Source organism: Paraburkholderia sp. J10-1 (assembly GCF_905220165.1).
Lineage (GTDB): Bacteria > Pseudomonadota > Gammaproteobacteria > Burkholderiales > Burkholderiaceae > Paraburkholderia.
Genome location: NZ_CAJMYW010000013.1, coordinates 92,941 through 112,848 on the forward strand (window position 1 = coordinate 92,941; position 19,908 = coordinate 112,848).

Sequence of the window (19,908 nt, forward strand, 5' to 3'; positions counted from 1 at the left end):
AACTTATTGGCCTTGCGTGGTGAGAGCGGCTGAGCGGATGTACGGCATGGAATCCGACATAACCGGCTGCTGCGCGAACTGCTGATGCGCCTGGAGGTATTCGTCGAGGCGCGCGTCGCGGATGATATTACCGTCCTGAGCGCCGGTCAGAGGCGCCGGCGTGGTGTTCATCGCCACGCGCTGCACGCCGTCGCCCTGCGACTGGACGGCGGCGATTTGCGGCGCACCGGCCATGCCCACGCCGCGCATTTGCGGCATGACGATCCACGTGAGCGTAGCAGCGGCGGCGGCCACGGCCAACGACGGCACCACGCGGCGGCGCAGCGCCAGAATACGGCCCACGCGCTCATTGCGGCCAGCCTGCACCTGCGGCAGCGCGGCCGGTGCGAGCAGATGCGGCTCCGCTTCGAAACGCGCTGCGAAACCCGTCATGAAAGCGCGGCTCGCGGCCTGACTAAGTGCCAGATCGTCAGAGCGCAGCACGTCGCCGATCAGGTGGTACTCCGACCAGGCTGCGCGCCCTTCGCCGTCGAGTTCCAGATATTTTCCGTTCAGATGCTCCTGCGCCGACGCTTCACCGTCGACGAAGGCGGACAGACGCTCGCCGCGCGAGCTTGATACCGATTGCATCGAGACCGAACCCATGATGCTCCCCATTTCCTGACAGACGTCCCTGGTGACACCTACTCATTCTGATGAATCGCGTCGCCGCCCGGGGCGAAGCTGGTGTTCTTCTTACCAGCGCTTGCCTTCCGGAGTGTCCAGCAGCGGACGCAATTTTGCCGCAATGGCTTCCCGAGCGCGGAAAATTCTCGATCTGACGGTGCCGATCGGGCACCCCATCATTTCGGCGATCTCTTCGTAGCTTAGGCCTTCTATTTCCCGAAGCGTAATGGCGGTGCGCAGCTCTTCCGGTAAAACCGCCATCGCAGCATTGACCGTCTGTGCGATCTGCTTGCTCATCAACATCGACTCGGGCGTATTGATATCCCTTAGTTGATCGGCGTCCGAGAAAGTTTCCGCTTCTTCTGCATCTGCCTCAGTAGAAGTCGGCGCGCGTCTTCCCTGGGTCGCAAGGTAGTTCTTCGCCGTATTGACAGCAATCCGGTACAACCACGTATAGAAAGCCGATTCGCCACGAAACTGCGGTAGTGCGCGGTAAGCCTTGATGAAGGCGTCCTGGGCCACGTCCTCGACCTCGGCGGGGTCCCGCACGAGGCGCGAGATCAGCCGGATGATCTTGCGGTGGTATTTCGAGACCAGGAGCTCGAACGCGGCCTTGTCGCCTTGTTGCACGCGCTCGACCAGAACCTGATCTATTTCTTTTTCGCTCACCTGAAAAATCCGTTAGCACATGAAGGAGACATGGGGGCACCATTGTAGCGTCCTCGCCACGGTCTCACGTTACGCGAGTAACAGCGGTTACAAGCTTTACAGCGAAGGGAAGCTCAGCGGCCGGCCGCGCTGCGCGCGCGCACGGCGAGCGTACGGAAGGTATCTGCGGCAACGGCGTCGGCGGCAACGAGAATCGTCGCGCGGCGTGCACCCTGCTCCACGACGAGTGCGAGCAGCCATGTACCCCATTGCGACGCACCGGCAAGGCGCCCGGCCGCGAGGCAGGCGCCATCGCGTGAATACGCCGCCAGGTAATCTGACCCGATTTCGATGAATGCCGGTTGCTTGCGACGCCACGCCGCAGCCACGAGGCCGCCGCTCGCGAGGAACGCCAGCGTAAGCGGCAACGCTTGCCAGCCGCCGAGCCATGGCGCAAGCGTCGTGTAGACGGCGGCCGTTGCCACGCCGAGACCTGCGGCAACGAGCAGTTGCAGCGCGAGGGAGGGACGCAGGGAAAGAAGCGGCGCGAGCACGCGCCGCGAGGGGAAAGCAGGAACGCGGCCGGCCGAAGTAGCGTGTGTACTACGCGGCGCGGCCGCTGTCTCGTCGTGCGGAATCAAGCGTGACGCTTGAATACGAGCGTGCCGTTCGTGCCGCCGAACCCGAACGAGTTCTTCAGCGCGACGTCGATCTTCATGTCCCGCGCGGTGTTCGCGCAGTAGTCCAGGTCACATGCCGGATCCTGGTTGAAGATGTTGATCGTCGGCGGCGACACCTGGTTGTGCACGGCCAGCACCGTGAACACCGACTCCAGACCGCCCGCGCCACCCAGCAGGTGGCCCGTCATCGACTTGGTCGAGTTCACGACGATATCCTTCGCATGATCGCCGAAGGCGCGCTTGATCGCCGTGGTTTCCGCGAGGTCGCCGAGCGGCGTGGACGTGCCGTGCGCGCTCAACCAGTCCACTTCACTGGTGTTGACGCCCGCGTTCTTCATCGCGGCGAGCATGCAGCGGCGCGCACCGTCGCCGTCTTCGAGCGGAGCGGTCATGTGATACGCATCGCCGCTCATGCCGTAGCCGCCGATTTCCGCGTAGATCTTTGCGCCGCGCGCCTTCGCGTGTTCGTACTCTTCGAGCACCATCACGCCTGCGCCTTCGCCGAGCACGAAACCGTCACGGTCCTTGTCCCACGGACGGCTCGCCGTTGCCGGATCGTCGTTGCGCTGCGAGAGCGCACGCGCGGCCGCGAAGCCGCCGATGCCCAGCGGCGAAACGGTCGATTCCGCGCCGCCCGCAATCATCACGTCGCAGTCGCCGTATTCGATCAGACGCGACGCTTCACCAATGCAGTGCAAGCCGGTCGTGCAAGCCGTGACCATTGCCAGATTCGGGCCCTTGAGGCCGTACTTGATCGACAGATGGCCCGAGATCATGTTGATGATCGAGGCAGGCACGAAGAACGGCGAGATGCGGCGCGGACCGCGGTTGAGCAGTTCGGTTTGCGTGACTTCGATCATCGGCAGGCCGCCGATGCCCGAGCCGACGTTCACGCCGATGCGCTCCGCGTTCGCTTCAGTGACTTCGAGACCGCTGTCCTGGATCGCCTGCATGCCCGCAGCGATGCCGTAATGGATGAACGTATCCATATGGCGCGCTTCTTTCGCCGGCATGTAGTCTTCAACGTTGAAGCCCTTCACTTCGCCGGCAAAACGGGTCGAGAAGTTCGTCGCGTCGAACTTCGTGATGTTGGCGATGCCGGACTTCCCGGCGACCAGATTGGCCCAGCCGTCGGCAACATTATTGCCAACAGGCGAAATCAGCCCCAGGCCTGTAACAACAACTCGACGACGGCTCACGGTAACCCCTTATCCATAGATGACAAAAACAAAAGCCACAGAGGCCACAGGAAATGCTCCTGTGAGCCCTGTGGCTAGTTGACCAGCAGATGCCCCGCAGCGAGTGCGGCAGGCGTATGCGGTTTCACGGGCGAGCGTCCTCGCCGGCCGCCAGCGCAAGCGTTGCGCGGCCCAGGCGGGAATCGGGCGCTTAGGCCTTGACGTTCGCGCGAGCGTAGTCGATCGCTTGCTGAACCGTCGTGATCTTCTCGGCTTCCTCGTCCGGGATTTCCATGCCGAACTCGTCTTCCAGAGCCATGACCAGTTCAACGGTGTCGAGCGAGTCGGCGCCCAGATCGTTCACGAACGAAGCTTCGTTCTTGATTTCAGCTTCGGCGACGCCCAGTTGCTCGGCGACGATCTTCTTGACGCGCTGTTCGATGTTGTCCATTACCCCTCCAAGGGAAAAAAGTTAGCTCATGAATGCGAGTGCGCGCATTTTATCAGGTTTGACCTGGCTGAAAAGCGGCGCTCAAGGTTCCGGAAGGCTATCCGCGACGGCGCTTGAGCAAGGTTTTTACACAAGCGCATCAAGGCGCGGATAGTACCTGAATCCGGTTAAGACATATACATGCCGCCGTTCACGTGCAACGTCGTGCCCGTGATATAGGCCGCCTGCGGCGACGCGAGAAACGCGACCGCGTGCGCGATGTCGTCCGGGCTGCCAAGGCGGCCCAGCGGAATCTGCTGCTTGAGCGCGGCTTGCTGCTCAGCCGGCAGGTCCTTCGTCATGTCGGTGTCGATGAAACCCGGCGCGACGCAGTTCACGGTGATGCCGCGGCTGCCGATCTCGCGTGCAAGCGCGCGCGTCATGCCCGCCACGCCGGCCTTCGCGGCCGCGTAGTTGGCCTGGCCCGGGTTGCCCGACGAGCCCACCACCGACGTGATGTTGATGATGCGGCCGCCCTTGGCCTTCATCATCGGGCGCAGCACGGCGCGCGAGAGGCGGAACACCGACTTCAGGTTCGTGTCGATGACCGAATCCCATTCGTCGTCCTTCATGCGCATCGCCAGGTTGTCCTGCGTGATGCCCGCATTGTTCACGAGGATCGCAAGACCACCGAATTCCTTGACCGTTGCGTCGATGAGCGCTTCTGCCGCCGCGGCGTCGTTCACGTTGAGCACGGCGCCGCGGCCCTTCAGGCCCGCTTCTTCGAAGGCGGCCGAGATCGCCTGCGCGCCGGCTTCGCTCGTTGCCGTACCGATCACCGTCGCGCCCTGGCGCGCCAGTTCCAGCGCGATCGCACGGCCGATGCCACGCGTGGCGCCGGTCACGATTGCGGCTTGATTGTCGAGAGTCTTTTCCATCGTTTGAATCCGTTAGCGGTGGTGACGTAGGCGCTTAGGCCTTCAGAAGCGCAAGCGCTTCGTCGAGCGACTTCGGATCGAGCACCGAGGCGCCGACCAGGTTGCCGTCGATACGCTTGGTGAGGCCCGCGAGCACCTTGCCCGGACCACATTCGACCACGTGCGTCGCGCCTTGCGCGGCAATGGCCTGCACACACTCGACCCAGCGCACCGCGCCCGCGGCCTGACGCACGAGCGCGTCGCGGATCTTCGCGGGATCGGTTTCGAAGGCCACGTCGACGTTGTTCACCACGGGAATTTGCGGCGCGTTCAGCGTGACGCTTGCGAGGTAGTCGCGCAACTGATCCGAGGCGGGCTTGAGCAGCGACGAGTGGAACGGCGCCGAAACCGGCAGCGGCAGCGCGCGCTTGGCGCCCTTGCCCTTGGCGACTTCGCAGGCCTTCTCGACCGCGCCCTTGTGGCCCGCGATCACGACTTGCGCCGGCGCGTTGAAGTTTACGGCTTCGACCACGCCGCCGCTTGCAGCCGCGGCTTCGGCGCAGACTGCACGCACCGTGTCGTCGTCGAGGCCGAGCACGGCGGCCATGCCGCCCTCGCCCACCGGCACCGCGCTTTGCATGGCCTGGGCGCGAAAACGCACGAGCGGCACGGCGTCGCGGAACGCGAGCACGCCGGCGGCGACGAGCGCCGTGTATTCGCCGAGGCTGTGGCCCGCGACGATCGCCGGCGCCGGGCCGCCCGCCTGTTGCCACGCGCGATACACGGCGTAGGCGGCGGTGAGCATGACCGGCTGGGTGTTGGTGGTGAGGTTGAGCTCTTCAGCGGGGCCTTCGGCGATCAGCTTGCCGAGGTCCTGGCCGAGCGCGTCGGACGCTTCTTGCAGCGTCTCGCGCACGATGGCGTTATCGGCGAAGGCGTCGAGCATGCCGACGGCCTGCGAGCCTTGTCCGGGAAAAACGAACGCGAATTTCATAACGTCCCCAAATTCGTTCAATACGGGTGGGCAATGCGCTCGGATGAACCGCCGCCGGCTGCGCACAACGTGCATGTCGTGCGCACAGCCCGGCTGCGGGAGCGCGAAAGCCCGCTCAGGATGCTTAGAAGCGGATGACGGAAGCGCCCCAGGTGAAGCCGCCGCCCACGCCTTCGATCAGCACGTTCTGGCCGCGCTTGATGCGGCCGTCGCGCACCGCGACGTCGAAAGCGAGCGGAATCGAGGCCGCCGAGGTGTTGCCATGCTCGCCCACCGTCACCACCATGCGCTCGGCGGGCAGGCCGAGCTTGCGGCAGGTGCCCTGCATGATGCGGATGTTGGCCTGGTGCGGAATCAGCCAGTCGACCTGGTCGGCGGTGAGCTGCGCCTTGTCGAGCGCCTCGATCGCGACCTTTTCGAGCACGTTCACAGCAAGCTTGAACACCGCCTGGCCGTCCATGTGCAGGAACGCGTTGCCCGCGATCACGCCGCCATGCACGTTACCCGGCGTGCACAGGATGTGCGCGTAGCTGCCGTCGGCGTGCAGCGCGCTCGACAGCACGCCCGGTTCGTTCGACGCCTGCAGCACGATCGCGCCGGCGCCGTCGCCGAACAGCACGCAGGTGGTGCGGTCATTGAAGTCGAGAATACGCGAGAAGGTCTCCGCACCGACCACGAGCGCCGTGCGGTGCTGGCCGCTGCGGATCAGGCTGTCGGCCACCGAAACGGCGTACGCGAAGCCCGAACACACAGCCTGCACGTCGAACGCCGCACCGTGATTGCGGATGCCGAGCTTGTTCTGCAACAGGCAGGCCGTGCTCGGAAACACGAAATCGGGCGTGGAAGTGGCGACGATGATGAGGTCGATCGACTGCGGATCGACATCGGCCGCCGCGATCGCGCGCTGCGACGCCGCAAGCGCGAGATCGCTCGTCGTGACGTCGGGCGCGGCGAAGTGGCGCGCGTGAATGCCCGTGCGGGCCACGATCCACTCGTCGCTCGTCTCGACGCCTTTTGCGGCGAGCCGTTCGGCCAGTTCCTGGTTGGTGACGCGATCAGGCGGAAGGTAACTGCCCGTGCCGATCACGCGGGAATAGAGAGTCGATTGAGCCATTATGCCTTCGAGGATGATGCGGCGCCGGGCGGTACTTCGCCCGCTGCCTGGCTGGGCGCGCTAGTCGCCTGCCCCGCCTGCGCGGCTTGCACATTCTGGGCGCCGCCGGGCTCGTCTGCCGCCTGTTCGAGCGAACCGGCGTTTTCTTCCATGGCGCGCGCAAGGCGCTCCAGCACGCCATTTTTGACGGCATCATACCCGCGATTGATCGCACACTCAAACGCGTAGGCATCGGCCGAGCCGTGACTCTTGATGACGAGGCTCTTCAAGCCCAGCAGCGCCGCGCCGTTGTACTGGCGATGGTCCACGCGCTTCTTGAAGCGCATCAGCACGGGCAGAGCGGCAATTGCCATGAGCTTGGTGAGCCACGAGCGGCCGAACTCTTCCTTGATCATGTCGTTGAGCATCTGCGCGAGGCCCTCAGACGTCTTGAGCGCGACATTCCCAACGAAACCGTCACAGACGATGACGTCGACGGTGCCCTTGTAAATGTCGTTGCCTTCGACGTTGCCGCGGAAGTTCAGCGTGCTCGCGCGCAGGAGCTCGCCGGCGCGCTTGATGGTCTCATTGCCCTTGATGACTTCTTCGCCGATATTCAGGAGCCCGATGGTTGGGCGATCCTTGCCCTCGAGCGCCGCAACGAGCGCGTGGCCCATCTCTGCGAACTGCAGCAGATGCTGCGGCTCGCAGTCGACGTTCGCACCGAGGTCGAGCATCGTCGTGTAACCACGCGGATTGGGCAGCGCAAAGGCGATAGCCGGACGTTCGATGCCAGGCAGGGTCTTGAGCACGTAGCGCGAAACGGCCATGAGCGCGCCGGTGTTGCCGGCCGAGATGCAGGCTTGCGCCTCGCCCTCTTTCACGCGATTGAGCGCGACGCGCATCGACGAATCTTTTTTCTTGCGCAGGGCGACTTCGACCGGATCGTCCATTTCGACGACCTCGGTGGCGGGCACGACGGTAAGCGCGGGATGGTCCGCCGCCTTCAGTTTTTTCAACTGGGCGCGAACCGCCGACTCGACACCCACGAGCATGAGATGCGCGTCGGGGTGCGAGCGGACGAAATGGACTGCGGCAGGCACCGTCACAGACGGGCCGTGGTCGCCTCCCATGCAATCTATCGTGAGCGTAACAGTCATGGAATGCGACGGATTTCAGGCATAAAAAAGCGGCAGTTGAATGCCGCCTTTTTTGCCGAGCCGAAATATGGTCAAGCGAACGGGATCGTCAGATGCGGCGCCAGGCTGCAAGCCATGCGCCGCACGCTGAAACGATTAGTCGTTCTTGGTCTTGACGACTTTCTTGCCGCGGTAGTAGCCGTTCGGGCTGATGTGGTGACGCAGATGCACTTCACCCGTGCTCGGCTCGACGGCCAGCGGCGCGCCCGTGAGGAAATCGTGCGAGCGGTGCATACCGCGCTTCGACGGCGACTTCTTGTTTTGTTGAACTGCCATGATAACTCCTGAAAATTTTCCGAATTCTAACACAGCCCGATCCGGCCGCCGCCACCCTTGGGGGGTGGCCGGACTCCGGGCTCAGGCCCACGCGTCTGGTACTGCCTGCCCCGCGCAGCCGACTAAGGCTGACCTTAGTGCTTACTGCCGGGACCGTCCTTCTTGAGCGATTCGAGCGCCGCAAACGGGTTGACGCGCTCTTCCGGCTCGATTTCCTGCTCCGGCACGTCGTCCACGGAATCCACGCCCTCCGCGCCGTCGGGACCCGAGGCGAGACTTTCGTGAATCTCCGGACAGACTTCGTGCTTCGGCACCAGCGGCAGCGCGAGCAACAGCTCCTCTTCGATCAAGTCGACGAGATCGAAATGGCGCGAGCCCACGATCACTTCGACTTCATCGTCGTCGAGCGGAAACTCGTCCGCCTCTTCTTCCGTCTGGACGATACGGAAGGTCGCATCCGCATTGAATGCCTGCTCGTACGGAGCCAGGCACCGCTGGCACGTGAGCCACGCACCACCGTGAACGGCAAGGCGCAGGTATGGCTGCGGCCCTTCAGTGCCGTTGTCCTGCAATTCCTGCTGGGTAAAGCCCGCAGCCTGCCAGGTGAACGCGCTATCGCGATCTGGCGCCTCGGCCGGGACTTCGTTTAACATGCGCGGCAGTTGCGAGACGCGCACGACGCCCGCTGCCTCGCGCTCGCTACGCGCGAATTCGAAGAGATCGAAGTCACGCGGATTCAGTTCGGCGCCAGCAGGCTTACCAGAATGTTCGGTCATGTGCGCTCTCCTGCTTCACGGCCCGGGTAACCGGCGAGCGATGCGCGAAAGCCGACAGCGGCTCGCAGCAATCCAGCTTGTACCGGCCCGCACTGGCCTGCATTGACCATCGGCACAGGCGCCCGCACAAGACGTGCGACGAGAGCATACCGATGAAAAGCCCAAAATCATATCGCCTTTATCTTTGCGAGTCAAACACTTAAGCTCGCGTACGCAAGTGTCTGTGCGAGCGCGGTTTTCGGGCGCCTTTGATGACGTTTTGCGGGAAATCCGCCCCCGTTTTCGAGACGAAATCGACCCGAAAACCCCAAACCACAGCCGTACGTTCCAGTCATATTCGCAGCCGTTTTCATACTTCGATCGAACATGCAGGATTCTCCCTCGCAGGCCCCGCGCACGGGCCGCCCCGCCCTCATCCTCGCCTCCAGCTCGCGCTACCGGCGCGAGCTGCTCGAACGTCTGCGCATTCCTTTCGAGACTGCCGTGCCCGCCATCGACGAAACGCCGCACCCCGGCGAAACGCCCGAGGCGACGGCGCTGCGCCTCGCAGCAGCGAAGGCCCGTGCCGTGGCCACCGCCCTGCCCGCCGGCGCCGCGCGCACGCTCGTGATCGGCTCTGACCAGGTTGCCACCTTCGATGGCCGCCAGATCGGCAAGCCCGGCACGCACGAGCGCGCGCTCGAGCAGTTGCAGGCCATGCGCGGCCGCGACGTGTTGTTCCATAGTGCCCTGAGCCTGCTCGACACCGCTACTGGCCAAACGGATACCGTCGATATCGTGACGAAGGTGCGCTTTCGCGAGTTGCCCGATGCCGCGCTCGACGCCTATCTGCGCGCCGAAACGCCTTACGACTGCGCGGGCAGCGCGAAAGCGGAAGGGCTCGGCATTGCGCTGCTCGAAGCGATCGAATCGGACGATCCCACCGCCCTGATCGGCCTGCCGCTCATTGCGCTCACGCGCATGCTGCTTGCCGCGGGCTATCCGCTGCTGGAGATGCAAGCATGAGCCTCGGCACCCTCTATTTGATCCCCAACACGCTCGGCGAAGGCGACGATGCCGCGCTCAACGCGGTCCTCCCCATGCCCGTGCGCGAACGCGCGGGCACGCTCGCAAGCTATATCGGCGAAAACGCGAAGACCACGCGCGCCTTCCTCAAGCGCGTGGGCACGACGCGCCCGATCCAGGAAATCGACATCCGTGAGCTGAACGTCAACACGCCGGCAGGCGAAGTCGAGAAGCTGCTCGCGCCGCTCCTCGCGGGCATCGACACGGGGCTCGTGTCCGAAGCGGGCGTACCGGCGGTCGCCGATCCGGGCGCGCTGCTCGTTCGTCGCGCGCACGAGCGCGGCATCAAGGTCGTGCCGCTCGTAGGCCCGAGTTCGATCCTGCTCGCGTTGATGGCGTCGGGCCTGAACGGCCAGAGCTTCGCGTTTCACGGCTACCTGCCCGTCGACGCGAACGAGCGCGTGAAAAAGCTACGCGAACTGGAGCAGACCTCGCGCAAGGGCAAGCAGACGCAGATCTTCATCGAAACGCCCTATCGCAACCGCACGCTGCTCGACGCCCTGCTCGCGACCTGCGCGCCCTCCACGCTCGTGTGCGTCGCCGCCGATCTCACGCTGCCCACCGAGACGATCGTGAGCCGCGCCGTGTCGGACTGGAAGAAGGAGCCCGCGCCCGAATTGCAAAAACGGCCGGCGATTTTCCTGCTGCTCGCGAACTGAACGCGCCTCGCCGCGCAAAAACGAATCGGCCGCTGCGCAACCCTCGCGCAGCGGCCGATTTTCTTTGCGGACGCCCGGAAATCGAAGCGCCGTTAGCGCTCAGTGCACCGACAGCTTTCCGCCCATCAGCAGCGAATGCACGGCGGCCGAGCCGATGTTCGCGCCCACGCGCTTTGCCACGCGGTCGGTGAGGCTCTGCTTGACCGTGTAGTCGACGACGTCCGGCGCCTTGATGACTTCGCGCGCCACGTAATCGGTGTCGCCGTAGCCATCCGCGAGACCGAGTTCCACGCTCTTCTGCCCGGTCCAGAACAGGCCCGAGAAAATGTCCGGCGAGTCCTTCAGGCGCTTGCCGCGGCCCGCCTTCACGGCGTCGATGAACTGCTGGTGGATCTGGTCGAGCATCTCCTGGGCGTGCGCGTCCATTTTCGGCGTATCGGGCGAAAAGGGATCGAAGAAGCCCTTGTTTTCGCCCGAGGTGCGCAGGCGCCGCTGAACCCCGAGCTTGTCCATGAGTCCGGTAAAGCCGAAACCGTCCATCAGCACGCCGATCGAGCCCACGATGCTCGCCTTGTTGACGTAGATCTTGTCGGCGGCGGCCGCGACGTAATACCCCCCCGAAGCGCACATGTCGCCCACCACCACATACAGCGGGATGGCCGGGTACTTCGTGCGCAGACGGTGGATCTCGTCGTTGATGATGCCGGCCTGCACCGGGCTGCCGCCGGGGCTGTCGATGTGCAGAACCACGCCCGCAGTGCCGTCGTCGTCGAAGGCGCTGTCCAGCGCGCTGATGATGTCCTCGGCGTTCGCGGGAGTGTCGGAGCCGATTTCGCCGTCGAGCGAAACGAGCGCCGTATGGCGCCCTTCACTCTCCACGCGCGCGCCCGAAAGATCGAGGACCGCCCACGCGATGACCACGAATACCGCGAGAAACGCAAAGCGAAAGAAGATCCGCCAGCGCCGCGCCGCACGCTGTTCGGTGATCGCCGCCAGCGCGATGCGTTCGAGCGCCTCGCGCTCCCAGCCAGGCGCGGACGCGCCGCGGTCTGACGAAGCCGCGCGCGGCGCTTCGTTCGAATCAGGGGTCGGATTGTCGGACATGCGAGCGGATAACGGGTCGAAGGTCAGTGGTCAGGTTGGGGTCGGACGCAAAGCGTCGTCCGGCAGCCAGAATACCGCACGGCCCTCCGGCGTGTCGCGTTCCTCGACTTGCACGGGGCGCAAACGGCCGCCGCGGCACGGTCCGCCCACGCACTTGCCCGTGTCGGGCTGGTAGATCGCACCATGCGTGGCGCACATCAGATAGAGCCCCGACGACTCGAAGAACTGGCCCTCGACCCAGTCGAGCTCCATCGGCACGTGCGCGCAGCGGTTCAGATAGCCGTACACCTCGCCGCCGTAGCGCACGAAGAACACCACAGCGTCGCCGCCCGCGTAAGTCGCGTTCATGCGCCGCCCCTCGCCGCCCTCGGCGAGTTCTTCGGCCGCGCACACGCGCACGGGCTCGCCCGCCGGTGCCTGTGGCGCCGCGCTCATGCGTTCTCCCGCAGCCAGAGCGCAAGCGCGGCCACGTCCTGCGCGACGAAGCGCGGCTCGAGCTTTTCGAGCGCGCCGCTCGCATGCGCGCCATACGCGACGCCAACGCCCGCCGCGCCCGCGTTGATCGCCATCTGCAGGTCGTGCGTCGTGTCGCCGATCATCACCGTGCGACCAAGATCCTGCCCTAATTCACGCGTGAGTTCCTGAAGCATGGCCGGATGCGGCTTCGAGAAGGTTTCGTCGGCGCAGCGCGTGCCGTCGAAGAGGCTCGTGAGCCGCGAATCCGCCAGTGCGCGGTTCAACCCCACCCGGCTCTTGCCCGTCGCCACGGCAAGCAGGTAGCCGGTGTCGCGCAGTTCCGTGAGCATCTCGCGTACGCCTGCGAACAGCTCGGTCTGCTGGTCCTTCAACAAATAATGGATGCGGTAGCGCTCCACGAGCCGCGGGTAGTCGGCCGGATCGAGCGTGGGCGCGGCAATCTGCAGCGCCTCACGCAGGCCGAGGCCGATCACATAGCTCGCCGCCTCGTCGCCGGGCACGGGCAGACCGAGGTCGCGGCACGCCGCCTGGATGCTGCGCGTGATATGGGCGGTCGAGTCCATCAGGGTGCCGTCCCAGTCGAACACAATCAGATCAAATAACTCTCGAGCCATGCAGGACTTCTCCAAACGCTGTCAGATTCGGTGTCATTCGGGTTGGGCCGCACCAGGCCGGGCCGGCGCGCTGTCTTCGCCAGCGCCGCTTTCGCGCTGCGCGCGCAGCGCATCGACGAAGCCGCGGCAATCCGGCGGCAACGGCGCCTCGAACTGCAACGGGGCGCCCGTAATCGGGTGAGCGAGCTTCAACCGGTGCGCATGCAGGAACATGCGCTTGATGCCCGGCCGCGCGCCAGAGCGTGCAAGTTCCTTGTTGAGCGCGAAGTCGCCGTACTTCGCGTCGCCGACGATCGGCAGCCCGAGGTGAGCGAGGTGCACGCGGATCTGGTGCGTGCGGCCTGTTTTCAACTCGGCTTCGAGCAGCGCGTAACCCGGCCAGCGCTCGACGAGATTGAACACCGTATGCGAGGGCATGCCGTCCGGCTGCACGCGCACGCGGCGCTCGCCTTCCGGGGTCAGATACTTGTGAAGCGGCTCCTTCACGGCGCGCCGGCGGCCCCAGTCGCTCGCCCATTCGCCGTGGACGCAGGCGAAATAGCGCTTGTCGGTCTGGTTGTCGCGCATCTGCGCATGCAGGCCGACGAGCGCGGCGCGCTTCTTCGCGAGCATGAGCACGCCCGACGTTTCGCGGTCGAGCCGGTGGACCAGTTCGAGAAACTTGCCCTGCGGGCGCGCTTCGCGCAACTGCTCGATCACGCCGAACGCCACGCCGCTGCCGCCGTGCACGGCCACGCCGGCGGGCTTGTCGATGACAAGCAGCGCGTCGTCCTCGTAAATGATGGGAAACTGGGCGGCCGGCACCGGCGCGGCACCGGCCGGCGTGCTCGATTGCGACGTGCGAATCGGCGGAACCCGCACGATGTCGCCTTCCGCGAGCCGATATTGCGCATCGACCCGGCCCTTATTTACGCGCACTTCCCCGCTGCGCAAAATGCGATAGATGTGGCTCTTCGGCACGCCTTTACAGACGCGCACGAGAAAATTGTCGATGCGCTGACCGGCCGCGCCCTCGTCGATTTCGACGAACGAAACCTGGTCGCTTGCGACCTGATTCTGGGATGTTTTGCCTAACCCTTTCATTCTGAATATAATTTGCCCAGCGCCGACGCAATGGTAGGCCAAACGGCCAAATGTCCTGCGAACCCCAAGAGGGTTATCCTGGACTCGGACCACGCGGCGAGCGCAGGCTGCAAGCAATAAACGGTTATTTTACTTGCGCCCGGGGCTGGTTGCTCACCCCGCTTGATGAGAAGCAACGAGTTGCACGCACGGATCACCACTCCGGCAGGGACGGCGCCCACAGGCACGTTCGGTCAGGAGCGGCTCCGACGGTAACGGAACATTGGTATAAAGAATTTATCCGGCGCGTCCCGCCGCGCGGTCGAAGTGACCGCCGAAGGAGGCGCTGGTGGCGAAAATACGGCGAGCGCTCGAAGCATCCCGGCAATGTGCGGGACAAGGCGACGTCAAAAGTGGCGAGACACCCCGAGGGGGAAGGCGGGCGTTCCTGAAAAGCTTCCCGTGCGCGGCCCTGATTGAGAGGCCGCGAACCTGATCCAGTCGCAAGCGCGCGCGGTTCGCCGCTGCGGCAGGCGTCTGTCACGGCCAGTGCGATGTGCACACGATGAATACAACCATCGGCACATATGTGGCCACGGCAGCCAGGTGAACCGGAAGCGCAGGAAAACGTTGCCGTCGCGAACCCGCGGCATGTCTCTTCGCTTCTTGAAGACGTATTTCGCATGAGCCCACGCGGCCCCGTCCTCGGCAACGCAACGCCGGACCGGCGCCCATAAAAGGCAATTCTCCCCGCCATCGTTCCCGCTCCAGCGTGCTTGTGACAACACAATAAGGCGCGGCTCGCCGCTGCCCGCACCGTGCTGCCTGGCGTCGCCGCCGCGCACCGTGCGGCTCGCGCGCGAACGCACTGGAGTCGTTCAATGAAACGAATGCTGTTCAACGCGACACAGCAGGAAGAACTGCGTGTCGCCATCGTCGATGGACAGAAGCTCATCGACATCGACATCGAAACCGCCGGGCGCGAACAGCGCAAAGGCAACATCTACAAGGGGATCGTCACCCGTATCGAGCCTTCGCTCGAAGCGTGTTTCGTCAACTACGGCGAAGACCGCCACGGCTTCCTGCCGTTCAAGGAAGTCGCGCGCCAGTATTTCCGCGAAGGCATCGACATGCGCGGCGCGCGCATTCAGGACGCCCTCAAGGAAGGCCAGGAACTGATCGTCCAGGTCGAGAAGGAAGAGCGTGGCAACAAGGGCGCCGCCCTCACCACGTTCATCTCGCTCGCCGGCCGCTACCTCGTCCTCATGCCGAACAACCCGCGCGGCGGCGGCGTCTCGCGCCGCATCGAGGGTGACGACCGTCAGGAACTGCGCGAAACCATGGCGCAGCTGCAACTGCCGGACGGCATGAGCATCATCGCGCGCACGGCCGGCATCGGCCGCTCCGCCGAAGAGCTCCAGTGGGACCTGAACTACCTGCTGCAACTGTGGCGCGCCATCGAAGCCGCGTCGCAGGCCGGCCAGTCCGGTCAGCCCATGCTGATCTACCTGGAATCGAGCCTCGTCATTCGCGCGATCCGCGACTACTTCCAGCCCGATATCGGCGAAATCCTCATCGACACCACCGAGATCTATGACCAGGCACGCGCCTTCATGGATATCGTGATGCCGGACAATGTCAATAAGGTGAAGCGGTATCACGACGACGTACCGCTTTTCTCGCGCTTCCAGATCGAGCACCAGATCGAGACGGCGTATTCGCGCACGGTGCCGCTGCCCTCGGGCGGCGCGATCGTGATCGACCACACCGAAGCACTGGTGGCCATCGACGTGAACTCGGCGCGCGCCACCAAGGGCGCCGACATCGAGGAAACTGCCGCGCGCACCAACCTCGAAGCTGCCGACGAAGTGGCGCGCCAGCTGCGTCTGCGCGACCTCGGCGGCCTGATCGTGATCGACTTCATCGACATGGAGTCGGCCAAGAGCCAGCGTGAAGTCGAGCAACGTCTGAAGGACGCGCTGCGCCATGACCGCGCGCGCGTGCAGATGGGCAAGATCTCGCGCTTCGGCCTGATGGAGCTGTCGCGCCAGCGTCTGCGCCCCGCCCTCTCGGAAGGCAGCCACGTCACCTGTCCGCGCTGTAACGGCACGGGTCACATCCGCGACACGGAATCGTCGGCGCTTCAGGTCCTGCGCATCATCCAGGAAGAGGCGATGAAGGAACACACCGCGGCAATTCATTGCCAGGTGCCGGTCGAAGTGACCGCCTTCCTGCTCAACGAGAAGCGCTCGGAAATCAACAAGATCGAGTCGCGCTTCAAGGTTGGCGTCGTTCTGATCCCGAACAAGCACCTCGAAACGCCGCATTACAAGCTCGAGCGCCTGCGTCACGACGATGCGCGCCTCGACGATCCGCGCGCTTCGTGGAAGATGGCCGAGGAAGCGGCTCGCGAACTCGAGTCGGAAACCGGCTACAGCAAGCGCACCGCCGAAGCCAAGCCCAAGCAGGAAGCCGCGGTGAAGGGCATCACGCCGGAGCGTCCGGCGCCGAGCGCACCGGTCAAGGCTGCCGAAGCCGCGCCCGTCGCTGCGCAAGTGGCCGTCACGCCCGCGGGCGGCGGCTTCTTCGGCTGGGTCAAGCGCCTCTTCGGCGCGCCGGCTGCGGCACCCGCACCGGCACCGGCCGCTCAACCCGAAAAGGCAACCCGTCCGACCCGCGAAGCGCGTACCGAGCGCGGCGAGAAGAGCGGCGGCGACCGTAACCGCAATCGCCGCACCGGCGGCCGCGACGCGGCTGGCCGCGGCGAAGGCGCAGGCGGCGCACGCACCGGCCAGCAGGCTGGACGCCGTGAGGAACGCGAACCGCGCGAGCAACGTGAACCGCGTGAAGCACGCGAAGGTCGTGGCGCCCGCGAGCCGCGTGAACCGCGTGAGCAACGTGAACCGCGCGAGCAACGTGAACCGCGTGAAAGCCGCGAAGCACGCGGCGAGCGCGAACAGCGCATCGAGCGCGTCGAGCGCGGCCAGGACCGTAGCGATGTGACGGCGGAAGCCGGCGCCGCACGCGGCGAGCGCCAGGAACGTGGCGAGCGACGTGAACGTGGTGAACGCGGCGAGCGCGGTGAACGCAACGAGCAGCGTCGCCGTCAGCAAGCCGAGGCCGCGGAGGCCCAGGAAGCGCGTCTTGACGCCGCATCGGCAGGCACCGAAGGCGTCGAAGCGCCGCAGACGGAAGAGCTGCCCGAAGGGATGAGCGCGGGTGTCGACGAAGAAGGCGTACCGCGTGAAGGCGAAGAACGCCGCCGTCGCCGTCGTGGCCGCCGCGGTGGCCGCCGCGAGCGCGAGACGGATGCAGCAGGCCTCACGCCGGGCGCGGACGCGCCGGAAGGCGAAGAGGAAGGCGCACCGGCTCAACCGGCCATCGAGCAGCCTGCCGTTGCTGCGCAAGTGCACGAAGCGCCGGTCGTGGAAACGCGCACCGAAGCTGTGGTCGAGACTGTCGTGACCGCACTGCCGGCCGCAGCCGTTGTCGCCGAAGCCGCTCACGTGTCCGCCGCCGTGACGACTACGCAGGTCGAAACCGTTGCGCCCGCTGCAGAGCAGGCTCCGGCCCCGGCCGAAGCCGCACCGGTGAACGTCGAAACCGCGCACGTGGTCGAGCCGAAGGCCGAGGAACCCGCAGCAGTGGTAGCACCGGTGGCGCCTGCCGCCCCTGTGGCGCCTGCCGCAGCGGACGAACAGGTCGCGCCGGCAGCCCCCGCCGAGCCGGTCCAGGCCGAGACTCAGCCTGTCGTCGTGCGTGAAGACCGCGTCGAAGCCCCGCAGACCGAAGTGCTGTCGGCAGCGCCCGCCGCGCAACCGGAGCCGGTGCAAGAAGTGGTAGCCGCTGCTCCGGCGGTCGTCGCGATCCCCGAGCCGGCCGCAGAGCAACCGGCCCCGGTCGCAGCAGTGGCACCGTCGCCCGCTCCGGCCGCCGCGGACACGCTGCGCCCGATGCTGGAATCGGCGGGTCTCGTCTGGGTCAACACCGACGCCGACAAGCTGCGCGCCGCCCAGCAAGCCGCCGCGCAGCTGGTGAAGCCCGCGCGCGCGCCGCGCGAGCGCAAGCCGCTGCCGCCGGTCGACAGCGCGCCGATGCAGCAGGTCGAAACCTCGCGTCAGCCGTAAGCGCCGCAAGCGCAACTGGCCGCGCGCCGGGCCTTGAGTCCGGCGCGCCCCGAAGAGCCCGCCCTTCCCGGCGGGCTTTTTTTTGATATATCAGCGTTCTCCCTCGTCTGTCGGTACGCGCGGGTTCGGCTAAAATCGAAACAACGCGAGAACGAAGAGACCATGACACGACGCATCATCCCCGTTGCCGATGTTCGATCGCTGCCGCCGGCATTGCCCGGTCAGGCTGCGGGGACCGTGCGCGCGCCGTCTGGCGTGGTCTTCGACGCGCTCGCCAGACCCCTGCGCGACCTGCGCATCTCGGTCACCGACCGCTGCAATTTCCGTTGCGTGTACTGCATGCCGCGTGCGGTGTTCGACAAGGACTACCCGTTTCTGCCCCATTCCGCGCTGCTTTCGCTCGAAGAAATCGAGCGGCTCGCGCGGCTTTTCGTCGCGCACGGCGTCACCAAGATCCGCCTCACGGGCGGTGAGCCGCTGCTGCGCAAGAACATCGAATTCCTGATCGAGCGCCTCGCCGCGCTGCGCACGCCCGACGGCGAGGCGCTCGACATCACGCTCACCACCAATGGCTCGCTGCTTGCGCGCAAGGCGCGCGCCCTGCGCGACGCCGGCCTCACGCGCGTGACGGTGAGCCTCGACGCCCTCGACGACGCCCTCTTTCGCCGCATGAACGACGCCGACTTCGCAGTGGCCGACGTGCTCGACGGCATCGAGGCGGCCCAAGCCGTGGGTCTCGCGCCGATCAAGGTCAACATGGTCGTCAAGCGCGGCACGAACGATGGCGAGATCGTGCCGCTTGCGCGGCATTTCCGCAGCACGGGCGTGACGCTGCGCTTCATCGAGTACATGGACGTGGGCACCTCGAACGGCTGGAACATGGCCGAAGTGCTGCCTTCGGCCGAGGTCGTCGCGCGGATTGCCGAGCACTGGCCGCTCGTGCCGCTGGAGCCCCACACTGCCGCCGAAACGGCGCAACGCTGGGGCTACGCGGACGGCGCGGGCGAGATCGGCGCGATCTCCAGCGTGACTCGCGCGTTCTGCGGCGACTGCACGCGCGCGCGCCTTTCGACCGAAGGCAAGCTGTACCTGTGCCTTTTTGCCTCGATGGGCTACGACCTGCGCGCGCTGTTGCGCAACGGCGCCACCGACACGGCGATCTCCGGGGCCATCGCGCAGGTGTGGGAAGGCCGTGCCGACCGCTACTCGCAACTGCGAGGAAGCGCGCAGGCGCCGGGTTCCGCCGAAGAGCGGCGCATCGAAATGTCCTACATCGGCGGCTGAGAAGCCAGCGACGCCGATGAGCGCCAGCACCATTGCCACCGGATCGATCACGGGCCTCGTGCTCGCGGGCGGGCGCGGCCAGCGCATGGGCGGCGCCGACAAGGGTTTGCAGATGCTGCACGGCAGGCCGCTCGCGGCCCACGTTCTTGAGCGCCTCGCTCCGCAGGTGGGCGCTCTAGCGATCAGCGCGAACCGCAACGGCGACGCGTACGCAGCACTCGGCGCGCCATGGCAAGCAAGCGTGCTCGCCGACACGCTGCCCGACTTCCCCGGCCCGCTCGCGGGGCTGCTCGCCGGACTGCGCGCGGCGCAAACCGAGTGGCTCCTCACGGCGCCCTGCGACTCGCCCTGGCTGCCAGCCGATCTCGCCGAGCGCCTGAGCCACGCCGCGTTGGCACGGCAAGCGGACATCGTGACCGCGACCACGACGAATGCAGCAGGCGAGGTCTCGCTGCACCCTGTCTTCGCACTCGTGCGCACCGCCCTCGCCGACGACCTCGCCGCCTTTCTGGCTGCCGGCGAGCGCAAGGTGCGTGCGTGGTACGCGCGCCACACGGCCGCCGAAGTCGCCTTTGCCGATGAACGTGCGTTTTACAATATCAATTCCTTACAGGAACTGGCCGAACTCGAACGCGCCTGAATTGCAATCGGGCGGCGCC

20 protein-coding genes are annotated in these 19,908 nt (G+C 65.7%); 5 read left to right on the plus strand and 15 right to left on the minus strand.

Translation table 11 applies throughout. From position 1 onward, the window contains the following. Positions 1 to 3: 3 nt before the first annotated feature. The 11 genes from U5A65_RS30775 to U5A65_RS30825 all read right to left on the minus strand — a co-directional run bounded on the left by U5A65_RS30775 (position 4) and on the right by U5A65_RS30825 (position 8,857). On the minus strand, positions 4 to 645 hold the full coding sequence (locus U5A65_RS30775) for a sigma-E factor negative regulatory protein (protein WP_321936104.1): 642 nt from the start codon (positions 643 to 645) through the stop codon (positions 4 to 6). 90 nt (positions 646 to 735) lie between these two features. After that, complete coding sequence (gene rpoE, locus U5A65_RS30780; protein WP_158758258.1) at positions 736 to 1,335, minus strand: RNA polymerase sigma factor RpoE; 600 nt, start codon at positions 1,333 to 1,335, stop codon at positions 736 to 738. Positions 1,336 to 1,448: 113 nt separating this feature from the next. After that, positions 1,449 to 1,868: a protein YgfX gene (locus U5A65_RS30785; protein ID WP_321912538.1), complete on the minus strand. Its 420-nt coding sequence runs from the start codon at positions 1,866 to 1,868 to the stop codon at positions 1,449 to 1,451. 83 nt (positions 1,869 to 1,951) lie between these two features. Beyond that, on the minus strand, positions 1,952 to 3,193 hold the full coding sequence (gene fabF / locus U5A65_RS30790; RefSeq protein WP_321948767.1) for a beta-ketoacyl-ACP synthase II: 1,242 nt from the start codon (positions 3,191 to 3,193) through the stop codon (positions 1,952 to 1,954). A gap of 190 nt (positions 3,194 to 3,383) precedes the next feature. Further along, the gene (gene acpP / locus U5A65_RS30795; RefSeq protein ID WP_004197638.1) at positions 3,384 to 3,623 is read right to left on the minus strand and encodes an acyl carrier protein; all 240 of its coding nucleotides are present in this window, start codon (positions 3,621 to 3,623) and stop codon (positions 3,384 to 3,386) included. Between the two features lie 167 nt (positions 3,624 to 3,790). Then, the gene (fabG, locus tag U5A65_RS30800; RefSeq protein WP_133183608.1) at positions 3,791 to 4,540 is read right to left on the minus strand and encodes a 3-oxoacyl-ACP reductase FabG; all 750 of its coding nucleotides are present in this window, start codon (positions 4,538 to 4,540) and stop codon (positions 3,791 to 3,793) included. A 34-nt stretch (positions 4,541 to 4,574) separates the two neighbouring features. Beyond that, the gene (gene fabD / locus U5A65_RS30805; RefSeq protein ID WP_321912542.1) at positions 4,575 to 5,513 is read right to left on the minus strand and encodes an ACP S-malonyltransferase; all 939 of its coding nucleotides are present in this window, start codon (positions 5,511 to 5,513) and stop codon (positions 4,575 to 4,577) included. Positions 5,514 to 5,637: 124 nt separating this feature from the next. Continuing rightward, the gene (locus U5A65_RS30810) at positions 5,638 to 6,627 is read right to left on the minus strand and encodes a beta-ketoacyl-ACP synthase III (protein ID WP_321912544.1); all 990 of its coding nucleotides are present in this window, start codon (positions 6,625 to 6,627) and stop codon (positions 5,638 to 5,640) included. After that, on the minus strand, positions 6,627 to 7,766 hold the full coding sequence (plsX, locus tag U5A65_RS30815; protein ID WP_201698203.1) for a phosphate acyltransferase PlsX: 1,140 nt from the start codon (positions 7,764 to 7,766) through the stop codon (positions 6,627 to 6,629). Before plsX ends, U5A65_RS30810 begins: the two co-directional genes overlap by 1 nt. 135 nt (positions 7,767 to 7,901) lie before the next feature. Beyond that, entirely contained in the window at positions 7,902 to 8,081 is a 180-nt protein-coding gene (gene rpmF / locus U5A65_RS30820; protein WP_018441573.1) for a 50S ribosomal protein L32, read from the minus strand. Positions 8,082 to 8,215: 134 nt separating this feature from the next. Further along, positions 8,216 to 8,857 carry a DUF177 domain-containing protein gene (locus tag U5A65_RS30825; RefSeq protein ID WP_321912545.1) on the minus strand — a complete coding sequence of 214 codons (642 nt, stop codon included), beginning with the start codon at positions 8,855 to 8,857 and terminating at the stop codon, positions 8,216 to 8,218. Between the two features lie 366 nt (positions 8,858 to 9,223). Here U5A65_RS30825 and U5A65_RS30830 point away from each other — a divergent pair, with 366 nt between their 5' ends. Beyond that, positions 9,224 to 9,862, plus strand: a complete 639-nt coding sequence (locus tag U5A65_RS30830; RefSeq protein ID WP_321912547.1) for a Maf-like protein — start codon at positions 9,224 to 9,226, stop codon at positions 9,860 to 9,862. Next, positions 9,859 to 10,581: an SAM-dependent methyltransferase gene (locus tag U5A65_RS30835; RefSeq protein WP_321948768.1), complete on the plus strand. Its 723-nt coding sequence runs from the start codon at positions 9,859 to 9,861 to the stop codon at positions 10,579 to 10,581. The genes U5A65_RS30830 and U5A65_RS30835 overlap by 4 nt, the downstream gene beginning before the upstream one ends. A 99-nt stretch (positions 10,582 to 10,680) precedes the next feature. Here the strand turns inward: U5A65_RS30835 and U5A65_RS30840 are convergent, their stop codons facing one another. The 4 genes from U5A65_RS30840 to U5A65_RS30855 are packed head-to-tail and all read right to left on the minus strand — an operon-like array spanning position 10,681 to position 13,859. Continuing rightward, positions 10,681 to 11,685: a S49 family peptidase gene (locus U5A65_RS30840; protein WP_321948769.1), complete on the minus strand. Its 1,005-nt coding sequence runs from the start codon at positions 11,683 to 11,685 to the stop codon at positions 10,681 to 10,683. 30 nt (positions 11,686 to 11,715) lie between these two features. Next, entirely contained in the window at positions 11,716 to 12,120 is a 405-nt protein-coding gene (locus tag U5A65_RS30845) for a Rieske (2Fe-2S) protein (RefSeq protein WP_321912552.1), read from the minus strand. Next, entirely contained in the window at positions 12,117 to 12,776 is a 660-nt protein-coding gene (locus U5A65_RS30850; protein ID WP_321912553.1) for an HAD-IA family hydrolase, read from the minus strand. The genes U5A65_RS30845 and U5A65_RS30850 overlap by 4 nt, the downstream gene beginning before the upstream one ends. A gap of 33 nt (positions 12,777 to 12,809) precedes the next feature. Continuing rightward, complete coding sequence (locus tag U5A65_RS30855) at positions 12,810 to 13,859, minus strand: RluA family pseudouridine synthase (protein WP_321936109.1); 1,050 nt, start codon at positions 13,857 to 13,859, stop codon at positions 12,810 to 12,812. An 860-nt stretch (positions 13,860 to 14,719) separates the two neighbouring features. Here U5A65_RS30855 and U5A65_RS30860 point away from each other — a divergent pair. The 3 genes from U5A65_RS30860 to mobA all read left to right on the plus strand — a co-directional run bounded on the left by U5A65_RS30860 (position 14,720) and on the right by mobA (position 19,889). After that, positions 14,720 to 17,965: an Rne/Rng family ribonuclease gene (locus U5A65_RS30860; RefSeq protein WP_321948770.1), complete on the plus strand. Its 3,246-nt coding sequence runs from the start codon at positions 14,720 to 14,722 to the stop codon at positions 17,963 to 17,965. 162 nt (positions 17,966 to 18,127) lie between these two features. Next, positions 18,128 to 19,249 (plus strand): GTP 3',8-cyclase MoaA, encoded by a 1,122-nt coding sequence (gene moaA / locus U5A65_RS30865; RefSeq protein ID WP_321948771.1) that lies wholly within the window; start codon positions 18,128 to 18,130, stop codon positions 19,247 to 19,249. A 16-nt stretch (positions 19,250 to 19,265) separates the two neighbouring features. Further along, entirely contained in the window at positions 19,266 to 19,889 is a 624-nt protein-coding gene (gene mobA / locus U5A65_RS30870; protein ID WP_321948772.1) for a molybdenum cofactor guanylyltransferase MobA, read from the plus strand. The last annotated feature ends 19 nt before the right edge of the window (positions 19,890 to 19,908 follow it).

Excerpts from the sequence above, each read along its gene's own strand:
- U5A65_RS30850 (WP_321912553.1), bottom strand. The coding sequence starts at position 12,776 with ATGGCTCGAGAGTTATTTGATCTGATTGTGTTCGACTGGGACGGCACC.
- fabG (WP_133183608.1), bottom strand. The coding sequence starts at position 4,540 with ATGGAAAAGACTCTCGACAATCAAGCCGCAATCGTGACCGGCGCCACG.
- acpP (WP_004197638.1), bottom strand. The coding sequence starts at position 3,623 with ATGGACAACATCGAACAGCGCGTCAAGAAGATCGTCGCCGAGCAACTG.
- U5A65_RS30840 (WP_321948769.1), bottom strand. The coding sequence starts at position 11,685 with ATGTCCGACAATCCGACCCCTGATTCGAACGAAGCGCCGCGCGCGGCT.
- fabD (WP_321912542.1), bottom strand. The coding sequence starts at position 5,513 with ATGAAATTCGCGTTCGTTTTTCCCGGACAAGGCTCGCAGGCCGTCGGC.
- moaA (WP_321948771.1), top strand. The coding sequence starts at position 18,128 with ATGACACGACGCATCATCCCCGTTGCCGATGTTCGATCGCTGCCGCCG.
- U5A65_RS30860 (WP_321948770.1), top strand. The coding sequence starts at position 14,720 with ATGAAACGAATGCTGTTCAACGCGACACAGCAGGAAGAACTGCGTGTC.
- U5A65_RS30830 (WP_321912547.1), top strand. The coding sequence starts at position 9,224 with ATGCAGGATTCTCCCTCGCAGGCCCCGCGCACGGGCCGCCCCGCCCTC.
- U5A65_RS30855 (WP_321936109.1), bottom strand. The coding sequence starts at position 13,859 with ATGAAAGGGTTAGGCAAAACATCCCAGAATCAGGTCGCAAGCGACCAG.
- rpmF (WP_018441573.1), bottom strand. The coding sequence starts at position 8,081 with ATGGCAGTTCAACAAAACAAGAAGTCGCCGTCGAAGCGCGGTATGCAC.
- U5A65_RS30845 (WP_321912552.1), bottom strand. The coding sequence starts at position 12,120 with ATGAGCGCGGCGCCACAGGCACCGGCGGGCGAGCCCGTGCGCGTGTGC.
- U5A65_RS30775 (WP_321936104.1), bottom strand. The coding sequence starts at position 645 with ATGGGTTCGGTCTCGATGCAATCGGTATCAAGCTCGCGCGGCGAGCGT.
- U5A65_RS30825 (WP_321912545.1), bottom strand. The coding sequence starts at position 8,857 with ATGACCGAACATTCTGGTAAGCCTGCTGGCGCCGAACTGAATCCGCGT.
- mobA (WP_321948772.1), top strand. The coding sequence starts at position 19,266 with ATGAGCGCCAGCACCATTGCCACCGGATCGATCACGGGCCTCGTGCTC.
- plsX (WP_201698203.1), bottom strand. The coding sequence starts at position 7,766 with ATGACTGTTACGCTCACGATAGATTGCATGGGAGGCGACCACGGCCCG.
- U5A65_RS30835 (WP_321948768.1), top strand. The coding sequence starts at position 9,859 with ATGAGCCTCGGCACCCTCTATTTGATCCCCAACACGCTCGGCGAAGGC.
- U5A65_RS30810 (WP_321912544.1), bottom strand. The coding sequence starts at position 6,627 with ATGGCTCAATCGACTCTCTATTCCCGCGTGATCGGCACGGGCAGTTAC.